This is a genomic window from Dorea formicigenerans (genome assembly GCF_025150245.1).
Lineage (GTDB): Bacteria > Bacillota > Clostridia > Lachnospirales > Lachnospiraceae > Dorea > Dorea formicigenerans.
In genome coordinates, this window is the sequence record NZ_CP102279.1 from 2,881,632 (window position 1) to 2,900,614 (window position 18,983).

General features: G+C 40.6%; 18 protein-coding genes. 6 read left to right on the forward strand and 12 right to left on the reverse strand.

Features of this window, described 5'->3' with window-relative positions; all coding sequences use genetic code 11:
* Positions 1-5 precede the first annotated feature (5 nt).
* Genes NQ560_RS14060 through NQ560_RS14070 form a run of 3 tightly spaced genes read right to left on the reverse strand, consistent with a single transcriptional unit; the run spans position 6 to position 4,833 of the window.
* Positions 6-1,844, reverse strand: coding sequence for a DUF2194 domain-containing protein (locus tag NQ560_RS14060; RefSeq protein WP_207635661.1), 1,839 nt, complete (start codon positions 1,842-1,844; stop codon positions 6-8).
* Entirely contained in the window at positions 1,829-2,725 is an 897-nt protein-coding gene (locus tag NQ560_RS14065) for a tetratricopeptide repeat protein (protein ID WP_005330762.1), read from the reverse strand. Before NQ560_RS14065 ends, NQ560_RS14060 begins: the two co-directional genes overlap by 16 nt.
* Positions 2,722-4,833 (reverse strand): NAD-dependent epimerase/dehydratase family protein, encoded by a 2,112-nt coding sequence (locus tag NQ560_RS14070; protein ID WP_005330761.1) that lies wholly within the window; start codon positions 4,831-4,833, stop codon positions 2,722-2,724. Before NQ560_RS14070 ends, NQ560_RS14065 begins: the two co-directional genes overlap by 4 nt.
* 276 nt (positions 4,834-5,109) lie before the next feature.
* On the opposite strand from NQ560_RS14070, the gene NQ560_RS14075 reads away from it, so the two are divergent.
* The 3 genes from NQ560_RS14075 (at position 5,110) to NQ560_RS14085 (ending at position 8,150) form a co-directional block, all read left to right on the forward strand.
* Positions 5,110-5,679 carry a DUF3841 domain-containing protein gene (locus NQ560_RS14075; RefSeq protein WP_005330759.1) on the forward strand — a complete coding sequence of 190 codons (570 nt, stop codon included), beginning with the start codon at positions 5,110-5,112 and terminating at the stop codon, positions 5,677-5,679.
* Positions 5,666-6,241: a DUF3841 domain-containing protein gene (locus NQ560_RS14080; RefSeq protein WP_005330758.1), complete on the forward strand. Its 576-nt coding sequence runs from the start codon at positions 5,666-5,668 to the stop codon at positions 6,239-6,241. The genes NQ560_RS14075 and NQ560_RS14080 overlap by 14 nt, the downstream gene beginning before the upstream one ends.
* A 94-nt stretch (positions 6,242-6,335) precedes the next feature.
* A complete protein-coding gene (locus NQ560_RS14085; protein WP_005330757.1) occupies positions 6,336-8,150 on the forward strand; it encodes a serine hydrolase domain-containing protein in 1,815 nt (604 codons plus the stop codon).
* 128 nt (positions 8,151-8,278) lie between these two features.
* On the opposite strand, the gene NQ560_RS14090 is transcribed toward NQ560_RS14085, so the two are convergent.
* Positions 8,279-8,527, reverse strand: coding sequence for a hypothetical protein (locus NQ560_RS14090; protein WP_005330756.1), 249 nt, complete (start codon positions 8,525-8,527; stop codon positions 8,279-8,281).
* A gap of 209 nt (positions 8,528-8,736) precedes the next feature.
* Between NQ560_RS14090 and NQ560_RS14095 the strand changes: the two genes are divergently transcribed.
* From NQ560_RS14095 to NQ560_RS14105, 3 genes are all read left to right on the forward strand, one after another.
* Entirely contained in the window at positions 8,737-9,453 is a 717-nt protein-coding gene (locus NQ560_RS14095; protein WP_227275493.1) for a LytR/AlgR family response regulator transcription factor, read from the forward strand.
* Between the two features lie 79 nt (positions 9,454-9,532).
* A complete protein-coding gene (locus NQ560_RS14100) occupies positions 9,533-10,801 on the forward strand; it encodes a sensor histidine kinase (RefSeq protein WP_005330754.1) in 1,269 nt (422 codons plus the stop codon).
* Positions 10,802-10,875: 74 nt separating this feature from the next.
* Positions 10,876-11,259 (forward strand): response regulator, encoded by a 384-nt coding sequence (locus NQ560_RS14105; RefSeq protein WP_040015252.1) that lies wholly within the window; start codon positions 10,876-10,878, stop codon positions 11,257-11,259.
* Positions 11,260-11,380: 121 nt separating this feature from the next.
* Here the strand turns inward: NQ560_RS14105 and NQ560_RS15810 are convergent, their stop codons facing one another.
* The 8 genes from NQ560_RS15810 to NQ560_RS14145 all read right to left on the reverse strand — a co-directional run bounded on the left by NQ560_RS15810 (position 11,381) and on the right by NQ560_RS14145 (position 18,788).
* Positions 11,381-11,581: an ATP-binding protein gene (locus NQ560_RS15810; RefSeq protein WP_005330752.1), complete on the reverse strand. Its 201-nt coding sequence runs from the start codon at positions 11,579-11,581 to the stop codon at positions 11,381-11,383.
* A gap of 348 nt (positions 11,582-11,929) precedes the next feature.
* Positions 11,930-13,084: an N-acetylglucosamine-6-phosphate deacetylase gene (gene nagA / locus NQ560_RS14115; RefSeq protein ID WP_005330751.1), complete on the reverse strand. Its 1,155-nt coding sequence runs from the start codon at positions 13,082-13,084 to the stop codon at positions 11,930-11,932.
* Positions 13,085-13,152: 68 nt separating this feature from the next.
* Entirely contained in the window at positions 13,153-13,998 is an 846-nt protein-coding gene (locus NQ560_RS14120; protein ID WP_005330750.1) for a MurR/RpiR family transcriptional regulator, read from the reverse strand.
* A 15-nt stretch (positions 13,999-14,013) separates the two neighbouring features.
* The gene (locus NQ560_RS14125; protein WP_005330749.1) at positions 14,014-14,910 is read right to left on the reverse strand and encodes an ROK family protein; all 897 of its coding nucleotides are present in this window, start codon (positions 14,908-14,910) and stop codon (positions 14,014-14,016) included.
* Between the two features lie 199 nt (positions 14,911-15,109).
* Positions 15,110-15,559 (reverse strand): NanQ anomerase/TabA/YiaL family protein, encoded by a 450-nt coding sequence (locus tag NQ560_RS14130; RefSeq protein ID WP_005330748.1) that lies wholly within the window; start codon positions 15,557-15,559, stop codon positions 15,110-15,112.
* Between the two features lie 12 nt (positions 15,560-15,571).
* Positions 15,572-17,077 (reverse strand): sodium:solute symporter family protein, encoded by a 1,506-nt coding sequence (locus NQ560_RS14135; RefSeq protein WP_005330747.1) that lies wholly within the window; start codon positions 17,075-17,077, stop codon positions 15,572-15,574.
* 43 nt (positions 17,078-17,120) lie between these two features.
* Positions 17,121-18,038, reverse strand: coding sequence for a dihydrodipicolinate synthase family protein (locus NQ560_RS14140; protein ID WP_005330746.1), 918 nt, complete (start codon positions 18,036-18,038; stop codon positions 17,121-17,123).
* Between the two features lie 51 nt (positions 18,039-18,089).
* Complete coding sequence (locus NQ560_RS14145) at positions 18,090-18,788, reverse strand: N-acetylmannosamine-6-phosphate 2-epimerase (protein ID WP_040015251.1); 699 nt, start codon at positions 18,786-18,788, stop codon at positions 18,090-18,092.
* Between the last annotated feature and the right edge of the window lie 195 nt (positions 18,789-18,983).

The window sequence follows — 18,983 nt, forward strand, 5'->3', positions numbered from 1 at the left end:
TCCTCTTATTTCTTCTCAATCGTAACTTCATCATTCACTGCATGCAGCAGATAAAGATTTCCTGTTACATGCTCCAGTTCTCCACCTGTAACTTTGCCCGGTATCCCATTGTTGAACCGGAGCATCAGATATGCTTCATCATAAAAATGATTCAGCTTCAGTTCCACACTTTTATCTGTCACATTTTTCTCATACGTCAGTGCACCATATCGTTCAATCGCCCCGGACAATTCTGATCCGGTCAGATTGCGAAGTTCTGGTGCTGAATCATAGAGCCAGTCCATATACTCCTCCAACCGGTTCTTTAATTTTTCCCAGCCAAGTTTTGCCCCACGGTCTTCATCCAGCAAGTCATCCGGATGCATAAAATGACTGTTCACAAAATGCATATTTAATTCAGACACTGCTGCCATCTGCATATAATCATCAAGGATGGCTCCGGAAATGATTCTTGGCTGTTCTACAATACCGTCATCTGCCACTTCAAATTCCTGTGTATAAGCACATTCTCCGGCAAAATAATTACTAGCTATCGTCTTAATCTGCGGAAACTTTTGCGCCAGCATCTTCCGCCCCTGCTCTGACAACACATTTGACGGAGGAACATAGACCGACATCTGCGTTCCCGGGAACATTTTTTTACCAAACCGCATAAGTTCTGACATAGCAGACTCCATTGCTTTTTCATTCTTCCATGTTTTATACGGAAGAACATCTCCATAATCTGTATCACCCAGACACAATGGCTGATGGTTGTAACCGTGATAACCTAATTCACCACCCTGATGAAGTACCATATTTCCAAAATATTGAAAACGCTCATTGTCCGTCTGCTTCGTGATCTCTCCGTCAGTTTTATCTTCATAGTTCTCAATCATCACTCCAGTATACTTAAGTCCATATTTGGATGCAAGATTCAGCATATCCGGCCACCAGATATTCGAATAAAATTCTTGAATACTTGTCCCATAATCTCGTTTGACATATGTCCCGTCACCACTTGGTACCGGCGATGGAAAATCATCCAGATAAAAGGCCGATCCATTGATCACCGGATAGACTCCTATATCTGTCAGGAGACTGTAAGACGCTGCATAAAAGCCTCTTACCGCTTTTTCATATAACCCAAAATTATCTACTACAAACTTTCCGTCGCCGTATGTATTTTCCCATATTAAAGGAATTCCTCCCGGCTCTTTTGCCCACGCATAGACCTGTGCCTTCTCGCTTAACTCAACCTGTCTCGCAGAATCAAATCCATCCGTGATTGCATAGCTTTTTCCTCCGCCAATCAAAAAATCCGAATCAAAATAAATGCTGTCCACAAAACTATTTTCATATCCAGAAGAGAGAATTCCCAATTTCTGCTCAATCAGTGACGCATACGTGTCCTTTTGCGGTGCCATGGCAAACATGGCACTTCCGCCGCTTTTCACCCAATTGCTGATTTCAATAATACCTTCCTTTAATGGCTCCAGGTCGCTCATCAGTACAACCACTGTCTCATAGGAATCCAGATTTGGAAGCGTGTCGGTCTTAAGATCTGCCACATCTGTTCCTACTTTCATATCCTGAAAAATCCGCTCAAATTGTTCCCACGCAAGCTGGCTGCTCTCCTGCTGGCTGTCCATAATGACCAGGCAAGTCTTTTTTAATTCTTTTACTGCTTCTTTTTCCGTCACAATCTGGTTCTCACTTAGATATGCACTCTGGCTTTTGCTTCCTTCATAATGGATGCCAGAGCGTTCCGCAAAAAGCACAGCCCCCATCAACATGAATATTCCCCATATTACCAGCATTCCTTTAAATGGAAATGCTTTCATACTCTTTATGAATCGATCCAAAGAGCCAGATCCTCCCTTCCTTTTGAAGAAAGATAAATGTGCTCTTTCTTCATCTTATCTAGTGTTCTTTTCAGTTCTTCTCCCTGCTTCTGTTCTACGCAATATTGAACCTTCAAAATCCAATACGCTTCGTGTCGGTGCCATTTTTTCTCTATAATTTGTAAAATCTCATGTGCTTTTTCAAAATCTCCAAGCTTCATCAGATTCTTGACCATGCATACGCAAGTGTGCAAATCTTCCTGATGTTTTAACTTCTTTTCCAGAAGCTGTTCATATCGCTGCCTCTGTACTCGTTCTATCTGTTCTTCCAGAAGTCCCTGGCTTAAATATTCCTCCATAAATTCGCAATACTGCTCCATAACTTCCGGATCTTCCGGCGAAATCTGATGAAGCCTCTCCAACTCCTGAAGCTTTGAATCATACTCTTTCGACAACTCTACCATGGCAGTGATGGCATAATGTACAACCTCCACGTCTTCGTTCATACGCGCCTGTTTCAAAAGCTCCACATACTCCTCTGGATTGTCATTTAGAACATTCATGATCAACTCTCTTCGAAGTTCCGGCTCATTTACGATCAGCGCTTCCTCCAGCGGAACAATATTTCCCTCCTGTTCCGTCCCGGACTGAAAGATATTTTTGTAAATTTCTTCATTTACCTTCATCTTCTCTACGCCTACTTCTTTTCTCTGATCTGATTGTATCCAGATTTGAAAATGCAGGATAAACACACACAAAACTCCCCACACCGGAACAAAAACGACCGGGAACATGAGATATTTCTTTACATTTATAATATGAGTACAGATTCCTACCCATACAAGAATACAACAGATGATGTGCAAAAGAATCAGTACTATTCCAACTACAATCTGAATCATACTTCTCCTCCACCTCGTGCAATCTGGGCGATACCGGTCTCATAGGTGATGATTCCGGCTTTTTTAAGCCGCCCGCTTACAATTGGAAGTGATTCCTTGTCCGTCTGAGACAGAATCAGGTATAATTCTCCTTCTTCAGAAATCCCCCATACGTCATTCGCACGGATCAGGTGCTGCAGGATCTGATCTGCCTCCTCTTTTGACTTGCCTGGATGTTCCAGCCGCAACAGAATATAGGACGCCACCATCTCATCTTGCATCGCATGAAATGTTTCCAATCGTTCCATAAAATAGGATGTCTTCAAAATATGTGTTCCTTCCACATACTGCATATTCTTCGCAGCCTCCTGATACTCCAGTGCACGAAGCAGTGCCACTTCCACCAATCCACAGAGAATTTTGAAAAGATTCATATAATAAAGCGTCATCTGATCACTGCGGACTTCCTTAATACAGACAATCATCACAAGTTCTTTGTTTTTCCTGATTCCTGCCATGTAAGCCGGATAATCCGGGAGAAGCTCACGATTTACCCACACATTTCCATCTTCCAGCTCCGAAATAGCTGCCTGATACTTACTGATCCGTATAGAATTCGGAAACTCACTTCTAATTTCTTTCGATGCAATCTCCAATCGTCCAAACTCACTGTTTTTTCCAAGGGAGTACACAGCAACTGCATGGTTCTCCAGCATATCCTCCATCACATGTATCGTTTCTATAAAAAGCTCCTGTGGAAGCACCGTATCAAGCTTTCTTGTAATATCAAAAATCTTTCCAAAGCTGTCCCGGCTCCCCATAATCTGCTTCTTGTACGTTCTCTTGTCATAGAGCGAATCCTGATACATATCTCGCATGAACAAAAACTTTTCCTGGATCAGTTTATTTTCATCCGTAACAAATTCTATATTTTCTTTATTTTTCATCCGTACATATCCACAGATTGCTCCTACTGCAAAATAAAAGATAAATGGGATCCAGTTGGACGGTTCATAGAACAATGTTGTCCACCCTACCCCTTCTCTTTCATAGGCTGCCAAAAGCGAAATCGTCTCAAGAGCTGCAGCCGCAATCCCGTAGTTAATTCCGTACAAGCTTCCAAAAAGCACAATAAATACAAGCCGCAGATCAATCATCTTAAACTGCGCCTGATTTCCGGCAAGATGATTCAAAAATTCAAACAGAAAAAATCCAATGACCAGTTCTACTATTTTTACTATTGGTCTGTGTTTATCAAGCCAGATTTTCCAGCGATCGATCCGCCGCTCCTTTTCTCCGATAGAGTCCAGATACTGATCATAGATGTCGGAAAAATCCTCCAGAAGTGAAATCTTTGGAAACCAGCCATACTTAAAACGTACGACTTTATCATCCGGTGGAATTTTTTCAACCGGGGTAAGTCCTCTATTCTCGATCCGTACACTTGCATCTATCTCTTTTATTTTCTGTTCCAGCTCCCGAAAAGTATTTGAAAATACATTTGGTACATTCAGATAGTGATATTCCTCGTCCCAGTTATCACTCATTTTCTCCAAAAGTTCTGCCAGATCCATGGAGTTCAAAAACTGGAGTGGCTGATCAGGTGATTCCTGAATCTCCACCGGCTCCCCACTACGGATAGCTGCAAACATTTTATAAAAATAATCTTCCTTATAAACTCCGGAATACAGATACGGAATTCTTACGATTTTGACCGGAATCTGGTACATTTTCCCATACTGACAACACAGATTCTCGGCTCCACGGACAAGAAGTGTCTTTCCGGTCGTAGCTGCATACCCCGCCTCCGGACCAGTTAGATAGATTACATGGATCTCTTTACTGCGTTTACAATAACTTAACACTTTTCGAAGCTTCTCTGCTTCACCTTCCATCGTTCCATGAAATGTAATATAATTAGAAAAATAAACCATAAGTTCAAAATCATAAGTGCGGAAAATATCTTCCAGCTCTTCATCTCGCTCTGGAAATGGGCGCACGATCAAATGCTTTTTCCGCTCTGTCTTCAACAAGGAATTCCCCATTATAAATACTTCGCTCTCGGGGAAAGCTTCCTGCACAAATTCTTTTGTTATGTATCCGGTATTCCCAACTAATAGTACTCTCATATCTTTTCTTCCTAACGTTCCCTGATATATTTTTCATTATACCACGCTGTTTTTATTCTGCCACAAAAAACATATTCTCATATACATTTCCATATATCTTTTTTATATAATCGAAACCCACAAATTTAATAAGCATGCTTATTATTGTCTTGCAAACCTTTTTCAGATGTTTTACCATAGAATTAACAATTAAGTATTTTCAAAACATTTCTCAATAGCACGAAAGCATCCCGAGAGGAAACTGTTTTTATACTTATCATAAAGGAGGTTTTTTCTATGCGGTTTTGGACAAGACAACATGAAGCTGTCTGGGATGAGCTTCAAAAAACAGGTCAATATATTGTAAAGAAAGAATATATCGAGGAAAAAAATGATACCATTTCCGAATTCTATCTAAAATTGTATGAATGGTACACAAAAGCTGCAAGAAAATATATTGACATCCCAGAAGATCTGAAATATCCAGTCTGGCTCAGTGTTAGTGAGGATATGATGTTACAGCCGACCGAACACGCAATCATATTCGAAGTCGAGATTCCAGAGGGAGAATACCTGATCTGCAATTTTGACAAATGGGGCTATCGCGTCAATTATTTCTATGTGCCGCTGGATGAGGCCGATGAAAAGGCCCACATGGAAGAGTTAAAAAAATATGGAATCGCCTCCGAAGATTCATTAGTTACAACCAGTAAAGGAAACTTCTACCCGCTGCTCAGGCAGAAAATTATCAAAAGCTGGGATCGAATTTTTACGATTCAGCCGGATGATCCGTCCCTCATGGTCGGAACCTGCTGGAAGTTAAAGAAAGAGTGGATCAAGGAGGTACGTTTTTATGACGAAGAATAATATATCATCAGCCTCAGACACTATCACGATGTATTGCACGCAGCCTGACCTTGTCTGGGATATTGTAGATAAAGATGGCGTAAACTATGTAAAACAGGCTTATATCACAAAGAAATATCAAGACACTGCCTGGATTTTTGACACTGCTTACAAGTTTTTCCGCCAGAAAGCTGTAAAGATCATTCCAAAGCCACAAGAGGCTGAATCACCAATCTGGATGTACCGTGATAAAAAATGGGCAGTTCCGAATGCTGGCTGCCGACGTATGCACCTGGAAATTCCCAAAGACGAGTTGATTCTTTTTGACCGGAGAACATGGAATAAAATTCTGAACATGGAATATGTTGGAACTGATGAAGAAATCGCCGCCTTTGAGCAGGAATATAAGCGTCAGGGCGTCCGCGACCCACTGGACATTATGAAGTCCTCATTTTATCCGCTTCTGGCTCAGAAAATCAAGAAAAGCTGGCAGCATCTTTTTACGGATCCACTTCCGGAAGAGACTTACTGGCAAGGCGCTGTCTGGTATCTGAAAAAAGATTGGGTAGTCGGGGAAGAATAATGTTATACTATAAGCAAGAGCTTTACTTGCAAACTGTGCAGCAGAGATGGATGTGCTCTGCTGCATGTTATTTTTTATATGGAGGTGACCTGCCATGGCAAAAGAGCAGCTTGCTGTGATTGAAATGATCACAAATATGATTCTCGGCAAGACCAACGGGGTTAGTAAAGTTGATTTCACACCACAGAAAATCCCGTTTCCGGAAAACCTTCCGTATGAACAGGCTTTCCTGCGCGCTACACCGGAGAGCCAGGGTGTCTCTTCCGAGAAACTGATACATTTACTAAGTAACTTATCTGCATCTCCATACACGGATATGCATCACTTTCTTGTACTGCGACATGGAAATGTAATCTGTGACTGCAGCTTTGCGCCTTACCGGAGCGGCATATGGCACATTTCCCATTCCCTGTGTAAGAGTATTACCAGTATGGCAATCGGATTGCTAATCGATGAGGGGAAACTTTCTTTAGATGAAAACATATACAATATCTTTCCCGGAAAAGTCAATCCACTGATTAAAATCTTCCGACCGGAAGTCACAGTACGGCATCTACTGACAATGACAAGTGGTGTAACATTTAACGAGTCTGGGATTGTCTCTGGTAATGACTGGCTGGAAAGTTATCTGAATGCACCTGTATCAGGGAAACCTGGCACAGAATTTCAGTATAACAGCCTGAATACTTATGTATTATCTGCAATTGTCAGTGCACGCACGGAGATGACACTGGAGGAATACTTGCGGCCACGTCTATTTGAGCCTCTTGGCATCACCCGCTATCTTTGGGAGACCTGCCCAAAAGGCATCACAAAAGGCGGCTGGGGACTTTTTATTTGTCCGGAAGACATGGCAAAATTAGGGCAGCTCTATCTAAACCACGGCATATGGCACGAAAAGCAGATCATTCCGGCCGACTGGATCCGCGAATCGACCACAAAACAGGTTGACAGTATCGAAGGAACTTACGGATACGGATACCAGATCTGGATGGAGAATCGTCTGAACAGTTTTGAATTCAATGGTATGCTCGGACAGAATGTGATCGTGTATCCTGACCTTGACATGGTCATTGTCACCTGTGCGGGAAACAATGAACTCTTCCAGAATAACGTCATGCTAGATCTGATACGTGATGCATTTCCACAGGAATATCAGGCATCTGAATATGCTCTCCCTGAAAATCCTGCCGAGTATCACAAACTGACACACCTGGTTCACTCACTTTCCCATGGACCTTCCTGCATGCCGCAGATCCGACGCGGCGGCTGGGCAAAGAAAAGCGGATATTCCAGAAGCCATGCAATATATCCCAAATATGTCCGGTTGCTAAAGGATTTAGACGGAAAATGCTACAATATAAATCCCGCAAGTGTTGGCCTGTTTCCACTGATTATTCAGGTATTCCATAATAATATGACAAACGGAATCAGACAGATTTCTTTTCAATATGACAAAATCAACTGTCCAGACAAATTTTATATTCACTTTCTGGAAGGAGAAGAACATTGTACGCTGACTGTAAGTTTTGATCGTTATATCGATAACCTAATTACACTTCATGGAGAAACTTACCTTGTAGCTGTAAAATGTGAGTATACTACTGATGCAGATCACGCTCCGGTTCTTGTTCTTGATATGGTCTATCTGGAAGAAGCCATGAGCCGAAAGCTTTATTTACATTTCAAAAGCAACGAATTAATGGCACATTGGTCCGAGTCTCCTGGGAAAGAGCTTATTTTAGAAGGTCTGTCTTCCATCACAGGGGAGATGACGAAGCTTCCACTTTACGGGCGCTTTCTCGAAGGAAGCGGAATGCAGTTCCTGGAACATATAATGGCCGATACCATAGAACCAACTGTACATGGAACATTAGCTGCATCCGATACTGAAGACGTGGATATTTGATATCTGACATACCATTCCTTGAAATTGTAGCTGTTCTGATTATTATCTCATACAAAAACGCCTCGCAAAATGTGAATATTTTACGGGGCGTATATTATGCATTCCTGTTTTATTAAATTATGAGGTTATTATCTTCTTCTCTGTCTTCTGATTACTCTGAGAGAACCTACGATACAAACAGATGCTGCTAATAGGATGAACCATGCAATCAAGTTACTGTTGTCTCCTGTTTTTGCTGATTTAGAAGCTGGCTTCTTTCCTACGTCAGTCTTACCTGTATCTTTTGTATCTTTCTGTGCTACTGTCAGAGTTGTCTCTGTGGAACCATCTGTGAAGTTCACTTTAACAGTATGCTTTCCTGCTGAAAGGCTGCTCATATACTTCTTTGAAAATGTGATGATTGTGGAACCACTCTTACCAAATTAATTATCCTAATCCCACCTAACATTATACCCATTTTCCTGTCCTATTTTTGTCTCCGGCGCGAGTTGTCATTTATACGGCGCGAACTGCAATTTGATTTTATTGAAAGAAAAGTGTTTCTATATTAAAATATATTTATAGAAAAATGAACTGGAGTGAGAATATGCTGAAAATAGGCATCTGTGATGACAGCAAGATGTTCCTGATCTGTGCTGAAAAATTAATTCGGAAATGGTCCGATGAACGCCGAATCCCGGTAAAGATATACACTTTTAATAACGGTGATAAGCTAGTCGCTGCCAATACAGAAGAACGGCTAGATATTATTTTTTTGGACATTATCATGCCTCTTTTAAATGGTATGGATGCTGCCAGGGAACTTCGTCAGCGGGATAAGTCCGTTAAAATCATCTTTCTGACTTCATCACCGGAATTTGCCTTAGAGTCTTATGAGGTCAAAGCTCAGGGATATGTGCTGAAACCAATTGCCTATGATAAGCTCAAGGAACTTTTGGACGAATGTGCCCAATCATTTGCAGAAGAACCAAAGAACATGGTAATCAAAACTGTCACCGGTTATCAGAAACTGTATTTTCATGAAATTGAATACGCAGAAGCTCAGAATAAGAGAGTTTTCTTTCATCTGCGCTCCGGCAATATCATAGAGTCCGCAGAACCATTTCATTCCTTTGAGGAGCGTTTCTCTTCGCAGGATGGATTTTTCAAATGTCATCGAAGCTACCTTGTGTATCTGCAAAATGTAGATCATTTTACCGCAGCTGAGATTACTACGAAATCCGGGCGGAACATTCCGGTTTCCAGAGGCTACGCAAAAGCTTTCAAAGAGGCCTATTTTGCCCAGATGTTCCAGGACTCCTGATATATAGATATGTTTTCCACGATTTGTACACCGGATCTGGATTTTATCCACATATTTTCGAACAAAAGAGGAAACTACGATGCTTGTAAATATTTTAAGCCTGATTCATAACACAACTACATTATTGTTCGGTGTCTACGCATCTGCTGCATTTCTCGGCATCCGCATGAACCGGAAGAATATCCTTGCCTTGTTAACTTTTTCGTGTATTACAGGTGTTTTTTATGTGCTTTCTTTTGTATTGCATGGAACCAGTTTCACGAAACAGGTCTATCCTTTCATTATTCACATTCCGCTTGTATTGTTTCTTACTTTTTATTACAAATATAAAATGGCCAACTCCATTTTGGCTGTTCTGACTGCATACCTCTGCTGCCAGATCAGTAACTGGACTGGAATTACAGCAATGACATTGACCAGTCAGGAATGGATCTATTACAGTGTCCGTATCTGTGTGACCATTATCGTATTTATCCTGCTTGTCCATTACGTTTTCGACATTACTGCACAGCTTCTGCAGAAGCCGGCTCGTTCACTGGCTATCCTCGGATTTATGCCTTTTGTCTATTACATCTTTGATTATATGACAAGTAAATATACTTTACTTCTTTATTCCGGCTCAAAGGTAGTTGGCGAATTTCTCGGATTCGTGCTCTGCATCACTTATCTGATGTTTTTGTTTCTTTATTTCAAGGAATACGAAGCCAATAAAGAAGCAGAACAGCGCAACCAGATTATGGAAATGAAGCGGATCCAGTCTGAAAAGGAACTGGACGCAATTCGTCGCTCCGAACACGCTGTCTCTATTCTGCGCCATGATATGAGACATTTTTTATTAAGCATTTCTTCTTATATTGAAAATAACGACAATGAAAAAGCATTGGAATATATTAACGAAGTCATCCATACTTCTGACAAAACCGTAACACAGCGATATTGTAAAAATGAAATTATAAACTTAATTCTATCTTCTCATGAGAGTGAACTGGAACATAACTATATTCATTTTGAATACTCTATACAACTTCCGGAGACTCTTGCAGTCTCTGACGTGGATATGACTGCAATTCTTTCCAATGCTTTGGAAAATGCAATCCATGCAGTCCTGAAACTTCCGGAAGCGAGACGTAAAATCAAACTGGATATGCGTCTGAATGAAGAAAAATTATTGATTTCTCTGAAAAATACTTATGCAGATAAGCCGGAATTTATGAATGGACTTCCATATACTTCCGAAGCCGGACACGGGTTTGGAACAAAAAGTATCTGGTATGTTGCTGAAAAACTGAATGGAAGCTGCCAGTTTTCGGTGACAGATACTTACTTTATTCTGCGCGTTATTCTATAACACATGATTTGCGTTTTTTATTGGATTTTGCTATGATACAAACAACAAAAACATATCCATCAGAAGGTGGGCATATGCGAGTCGCTTTTATTGATGATGATCCAAATGAATTAAAAATACTTCATACATATTTTAATGACCTGACTGATTCATCTACAATTTCCATTGATGATTTCTCAAGTGGAGAAGAATTTTTGTCCCGCTTTACTGCCGGACTTTATGACCTTGTAACCCTTGATATTTTCATGGGAGATCTGACCGGTGGCGATGTTGCCCATTTGCGCTTCTCTGATGTCACAACCGCCATCCTGATTGTTCTGCTTACAATTGTTCAGATATGGCTTGGTATTTGGGCTGCCTTTTTCTCCCACGGAAATACCGAACTAATCAGCGTTGCCAGCACAGCACTTTATGCCATCTTTTACTTTTTTGCAGTAAATGTGCCGGTGCATTTCTGATTTACTCAGTTGTATCTAAGCTTGTACTGGAACAGCAGAAAATTATAGAATTACAGACTAGAAACCATCAGCTGTCCACCCAGACTCTCGATAATACATTTTCCGGTTCCCTGGATATCGATCAAGAAAGACATTTCGTTTCCTCCAAACATGAGGGCCTTGGTCTTGGAACTGAATCCATCATATGGATCAGTCTGCGGCTGATTGCCAGACCTAATCCTGTTTCCTGCCTTCTTGCTATCTCAGATTCATCTGCCTGCTCAAAATTCTGGAAAATGAGTTTTTGCTTTTCTTCCCCGATGCCAATTCCATCATCCTGCACTGAAAAGTAGAGGCTGATTTTTCCTTCTCGTCACAGATTTCCAACATATTTTTCCGAACCTTCCCATGGAGTATATACAAGGTGGAAGGGGCTATTATCTGTTATTATAAGTTTATACCATGGACTTCGCAACATATTAACAAACTTTCACGAACTGAAAAAGTCTACTAAAAAAGGTCCACCGGACCTTTTTATCGTATGCTTGGCAACAAAAAAGTCCGCCATTTTTGTACTCTTACAAACTGGCGAACTTTCCTACATTTATATTTATGAGTTGGGGCAAAAGCCCCAACTATGATGCCTACGGATTGTTCCGTGCTTTGCACTCCCACAATCCTAGCATCATATTTACAGTCTTACACCATCTTTTACGACTGCCTGCAGATCCAGATTATCCTTCAGAAGTACAATATCTGCCTTCTTACCTGCCTTAATCGAACCATACTGATCATCAATTCCAAGACTCTTCGCCGGATTAATAGTTGCGCAGGCAATAGCTGTCTCAAGTGGAATCTGCATTTCTTTTACAACTGTTCTCATACAATCCGCGAGGTTCGTTGCTGAACCTGCTATTGCACCATCAGATACTAATGTCGCACGTTTTCCTACGACCTTGACATCCAATCCGCCAAGTGTATACTGTCCGTCCGGCATCCCGGTCGCACGCATGCTGTCACTAATCAGAATCATACGGTCAGCCCCCATCATCTCAAACGTTGCTCTGACCATAGCCGGATGAATATGTATCCCATCACAGATGATCTCTGCCATCACATGCTTACCATCATAAACAGCACCAACCACTCCCGGTGCGCGATGATTAAATGCCGGCATCGCGTTATAGAGATGTACTGCATGGTTTGCTCCCGCGTCAAATGCTTTCTTCGCTGTATCATAATCAGCATTCGTATGAGCCAGAGAAATGTTAACTTTCCCTTTCATTTTCTCGATAAATTCCAGATAATCTTCATTATCTTCCGGAGCAATTCCAATAAATTTCACCAGTCCGTCGGAAGCTTCCAGAAACTGCTCTGCAATTTCTACATTACACGGAATAATATTTCTCTCATCTTGTGCTCCTTTTTTTACTTTACTGATAAAAGGACCTTCCATGTTAATTCCCACAAGATCTGCTGCTTTTGGGCTTGTCCCGTTTTTCTTATATTTTGCTGCAACACTTAAGATCTGTTTCAGTTCTTCCACCGGAAGTGTCATGGTCGCCGGAGCAATAGCGGTCACACCAATGGAGGCCTCATACTGTGCGATCCTTTCAATCGCCTCTTCATTTCCATCGCAAAAGTCATCTCCTTTACAGCCATGAAAATGAAGGTCAATCAGGCCCGGAATTGCATATGCACCATCACCGTCCAATACCTCTTCCTCACCAAACTGTGGCTTTTCCTCTTCTGCATATACTCTCCGGATCTTGTCCCCGTCAAGCATAATTCCACCTTTTACAAATGTCTTCTCTTCCGTGTAAACTTTCACATTATCTATGATCATATTTTCTTTCCTTTCTATTCAAGAATGCCTCAGCTTATTTAACGCTACCTGCCAAAGTGGGAGTTATCTCACATCTGATATAGTTTCTTTTCCCTGTTTTCTCTTTCTTCCAGTGCTCGAAGTGTACTGTCATGCATCTCTTCTCTTAAGTACTTATTCTGTTCCATGTAATATGCATAGATGATATCCAACATAACAAGAATCGGGAACTGAGGTGAAATTACATTTCCATGATTCAGATGTTTCAGAGATGGTAATAACACGACCTCCGTACAGTAATTTTCAAAACCTTCCCGATTATTTGTCGTAAACAGTACCGTCTTGGCACCCCTCTTATACGACTCTTCCAGCAGATATGTCACTTCCTCTGTCTCCCCACTGATACTGAATCCAAATACAAGGCATCTTTTGTCCTGAAATACCGATGACATACGCATCATATCTGAATCTGTCATAGAGTCCACATTTACACCGATTCGCATAAAGCGGATTTCCATCTCTTTTGCTGAAAATCCTGAACTTCCGCGCCCACACACAATCACCTTTTCAGCCTTATTCAGATAACCTATAATCCGGACTACCTGACTTTCATCCACCAGACTATATGTTTTATTCAGAAGTTCCTGATATGCATTCAGGACCATACGTGTATTCCCGGTAATCTTTTCCTGTTTCTCTACAAATGTCTCCTCATATTGATAAATGAATTCTTTGTATCCGTGATATCCACACTTTTGTGCAAATCGTGTCAGTGTTGCTTTTGAAGTATACAAAAGTTCTGCGATATGATTTACAGAAAAGTCCATCTTTTTCTGATTGTGAATAAAAAAGTCTGCAATGGTCTTTTCTGTTGTCGTAAATTTGTCATAGTTTGATTCAATAATCGGAATTACTGATTTTACATAATATTCCATCGACACTCATCTCTCCTACATCAGATGTCTCACGTTACAGAAATGATAAAATGCTCCCAACATTCCCGCATCATTTTGATGTTTCGCAAATGCAAGCTTTGTGTGTTTGGCAATACTGGACACAAGATACTTGTCCATAGCTGCCTTAATCCGGTCTTTTAAGAATTCTTCCTGTGCCATAATGCCACCACCTAGTACAACAATTTCTGGATTAATGACATAACAAATGTTAGCAATTCCTTTTCCAAGTACATCGCACATCTCATCAATTGCACGATTACACAATTCATCACCTTTTTTTGCTTCTTCAAAAATGTGATAGCCATCCCAGATATCTTCTTGCTCGCCTTTCCATTCTGCTACCTTCTTTGTCAGTATACTTGCTGCTCCAAGTGTCTGAAAATCGCTGTCATCCATATGCATATATCCAACTTCACATGCACTATTGCTAAAACCATGAAATACTTTCCCGTCAATCACAATACAACCGCCAATTCCAGTACCAATCGTCAATACCAGTGCTATTTTTGCTCCTTTTGCTGCACCAGAACGGTTCTCGGCAAGGCCAGCACAATTTACATCATTTTCTACCTCACACGGAACCTGAAACATCTCTTCCAGTGTCTTCTTAAACTGTGTTCCTGCATAATTAGGAATCAACGGCGCTGAATAGAAGATGGATCCCTCTTTGGTATCTACCATTCCTGCTGTCGAGATACAGATTCCGCTAATCTCCTCCTGCGCCTCCTGCTTCATTTCTTCCACGATTCCTGTTACTTTCTGCAAAATGGCCGGACCACCCTTCCATGCTTCTGTCTTCATAGATCTTTTACATATAATCTCTGCATCTTCGTAAAGGATTCCATATTTTATTGCAGTTCCACCAATATCAATGCTTACATACTTATTCATCTTGCAATCCCCGTTCACATTTTTATGACATCTCTATTCTGTGATATCTATTATATCTGATTCGCTTTATCTTCTCAACTTTCACATTGAAAATCCGTCAATTCTTTGCTTTCATACACAATAGTCTGCAAAAAGGGCAAACCAGCCATTTTCTGCGGTTCACCCTTCTTGTCCACAGGTCATACGACCTGTATTGTTGTTATATTTTCACTTTGAAAATAGCCTTTTTAATTGTCTCAGGCTCTCCCACCTGTACCGCTGTTCTATGTCCGTCACTTGGATAACAGATCAGGAAATCACCTTCTCTTAAGATAACAGATGCATTTTTTTCTCCGTCCATTGGAAGAAAATCATCTTTCTCAACAAATTCCTTAAGTTCCATGTTCTGAATAAAGTTCAAATCAATCTGCTCTGTTCCCTTTAACATTACATGAATATCGAGATAATTCTTGTGAGCCTCCCAGAAACGCTCCTCTGGTGTCGTTGTTGTATACTCTACCACATTTACAAACAACCTGTCTCCGTCAATCTCGTGACATCCTTTTTCATAAGAAAGAATATCGTTATTTTTTGCATATTCAAAGCACTCTTTTACAGCTTCCTCGAGATATGGAAACTCTTCTAACTGATTGATATTTCCAAAAATCATAGTGATTTCTCCTTATTTGTTATAAATTGTTGTATTTGCAGCCGGCACACTTGTGTCACCTTTTACTTTTCTCCAAATCATACTTGCCGGAATACCTATTACAAGTGATACAGCGATAGAGATAATCGAATAGCTCCAAATTGTTACATGGTCAGCAGGTACGAAATATTTTACATAGACCATAACTCCTGATGATGCAATAAATGCTGCAACTGCTCCAAATGTATTGGCAACTTTTGTGAATGCTCCAAGGATAAATGTTCCGATCAAGATACCAAGTACCAGTCCCATGAATCCATTGAACCACTCGTATGCTGATTTCACTCCACCGTTTGCAAGTACCATTGCAACGACAATTGCAAAGATACCAACGAGGAGAGATACTCTCTGTCCAATCTTAGTCTCTTTCTCAAATCCAAGCTCTTTCTTAGAAAGATTTGCCTGAATATCCAGCGTCCAGCTTGATGCTACAGAGTTCAATCCTGTTGACAGTGTAGACTGTGCTGCCGCATAAATAGCAGCTAACAGAAGTCCTGTCACGCCGACCGGAAGCTCAAATGCAATGTAGGATGCGAATATCTGATCCTGTGCTGCTGCCGGTGGAAGTGCATTCTGCTGATAAAATACATAAAGTCCTGTACCAATCAGATAGAATACTGTTGCGATAAAGATAGATAATGCTCCGTTCGTAAGCATCATTTTATTCAATTTCTTTGTATCTGTTGTAGTTGTAAATCTCTGTACAATATCCTGACTTGATACATAAGATCCCATTGTATTAAACCCTGCACCAACAATCATGATAAATACACTGTCTTTAAAAATATTTGCATTGAAGATTGGCTGATCTACTGCAAGGAATTTGTGCTCAGCCGTAAATGCGTGCGCAATCGCGCCAAAACCTCCATCCAGATGCACAAGAAGGAAGACCAGGGCAAATGTTACACCGATCAGAAGGACAGAACCCTGAATAAAATCTGTCCAGAGTACGGACTTCAGACCACCTGTGTAAGAATAAATAATAGCGATCACACCCATAATGATAATCAGTAAGTTTACACTGATTCCAGTCAGGCTTCCAAGTACCATACATGGCAGGTACATAATGATAGACATACGTCCGATCTGGTAAACAATGAACATCACTGCTCCCAGTACACGAAGTCCTTTACTTTCAAATCTCAGTTCCAGATAATGATAAGCTGTATCAATGTCCAGTTTACTGTAGATCGGCAGGAAAAATTTAATCGTAATCGGGATTGCAAGCAGCATACCGAGCTGTGCAAACCACATGATCCATGTTCCTGCATATGAGTTTCCTGCCAGTGACAGGAATGAAATCGGGCTTAATAAAGTTGCGAAAATAGATACGGAAGTAACCCACCACGGCACGGTTCCGTCACCTTTAAAATACTCTTTTCCTTTCATTTCCTTCTTAGCGAAATGAAGTCCGGCAAATAATACTGCTGCCAGATAAACTACTAAAATAATCAAATCAATATAGGTAAATCCCTGCATCCTTTCTTCCTCCCTATGTTCCTTTGGGCAACGATGTTACGACTTATAAATATTTCTTTTTCGCATCACAGATCATCTGTGCAGCTTCTTTTACAATGTCCATATCAGCATCAATCAATGCCGGAAGCGGCTCTCTGACTCCGCCGAGTTCCAATCCTTCATTAATCTTGAGAATAGCTTTGATCACTGCATACATGTTTCCATGTGCAGAACACATTTTGTAAATAATCTCATCACATGCATACTGGATTTCTCTTGCCTTTTCCATCTCGCCTGCTTTTACATAATCATCCAGTTTCAAGTATAACTCAGGCATAACACCATAAGTTCCACCGATTGCTCCTTCTGCTCCGATGACACGTCCGCTCATGAACTGCTCATCCGGTCCGTTGAAAATAATGTAATCAGGACCTGCAGCCTGTTTGAACATCTGGATATCCTGAACCGGCATAGAAGAATTCTTTACACCGATAACATTCGGATTCTTTCTCATCTCAGCAAACAAGCTCTGTGTAAGAGCAACACCTGCAAGCTGTGGAATGTTGTAAATAACGAAGTCTGTATTTGGTGCTGCTGCACTGATATCATTCCAGTACTTGGCAATTGCATACTCTGGTAAATGGAAATAAATCGGAGGAATTGCAGCGATTGCATCTACCCCAAGGCTCTCTGCATGTTTTGCAAGTTCCTGGCTGTCTTTTGTGTTATTGCATGCAACATGTGCGATAACTGTCAGCTTTCCTTCTGCAGCTTTCATTACATTTTCAAGCACAATCTTGCGGTCCTCTACGCTCTGGTAAATGCACTCTCCTGAAGAGCCATTTACATACACACCTTTGACGCCTTTTTCAACAAAGTATTTTGTCAGTGCCTGAACAGCCTCCGGACTAATGTTTCCGTCTTTGTCATAGCATGCATAAAATGCCGGGATAACACCTTTGTACTTATCAAGATTTCTCATAGTTACTTGTCTCCTTTTTCTTTTTTGATTTTTGATTTATGTGTGAATTAATTAAGCTTCCAGTTTTTTCATCTCTTCTACAAAAGATTTTGTGATAAGTTGCGGTCTTGTAATAATTGAACCAACTACTACGCTATATGCTCCAAGCTCAATCACATGTCTTGCTTTTTCAGGAGTATTAATATTTCCTTCTGCAATGACACGATGCTTTGTTCCGGCAACAATCTTTCTTAAAATTTCAAAATCATTTGCTTCAATCTTGTCACCTTTGCTTTGCTCTGTATATCCGACCATCGTTGTTCCGATAAAATCAAATCCAAGTTCATCTGCATGAATTGCTTCTTCAACAGTAGAACAATCCGCCATCCAAAGCTGATCCGGATATTTTTCTTTTGCTTCTTTGAAGAATTCATCCAGTGTCTTATTTCCCGGTCTTTTTGAAATGGTAGCATCCATCGCAATAATTTCCGGCTTTACTTCCATCAGTTCATCAATTTCTTTCATGGTAGGAGTAATATAAATGTCACTGTCTTCGTAATCTCTCTTCACAATACCGATAATTGGAAGATCTACCTGTGACTGAATCTCTTTAATGTCCTCTTTTGTATTTGCACGGATTCCAAATGCTCCACCTTCTTTTGCAGCCAAAGCCATGCGTCCCATAATGAAAGAAGAATGCAACGGCTCATTTGACAATGCCTGACAAGATACAATTAATTTACCTTTCAGGTTTTCTACCTTCTGATTCATCTTTAATGTCCTCCTTCGTTCTAGTTGCAGTATAAGTTCTTCTGAAACTTTTTTCAATATGTTGTGTGTATTTCGAAACTAGTTTCATATATTTTGACTGAAACTCAATTTTTCACAAATTTTATGCATCTTCTTTTGTAAGCATTGCACAAACCAATGGTAATTTTTTCAGACCTTGAAACTAGTTTCTATATT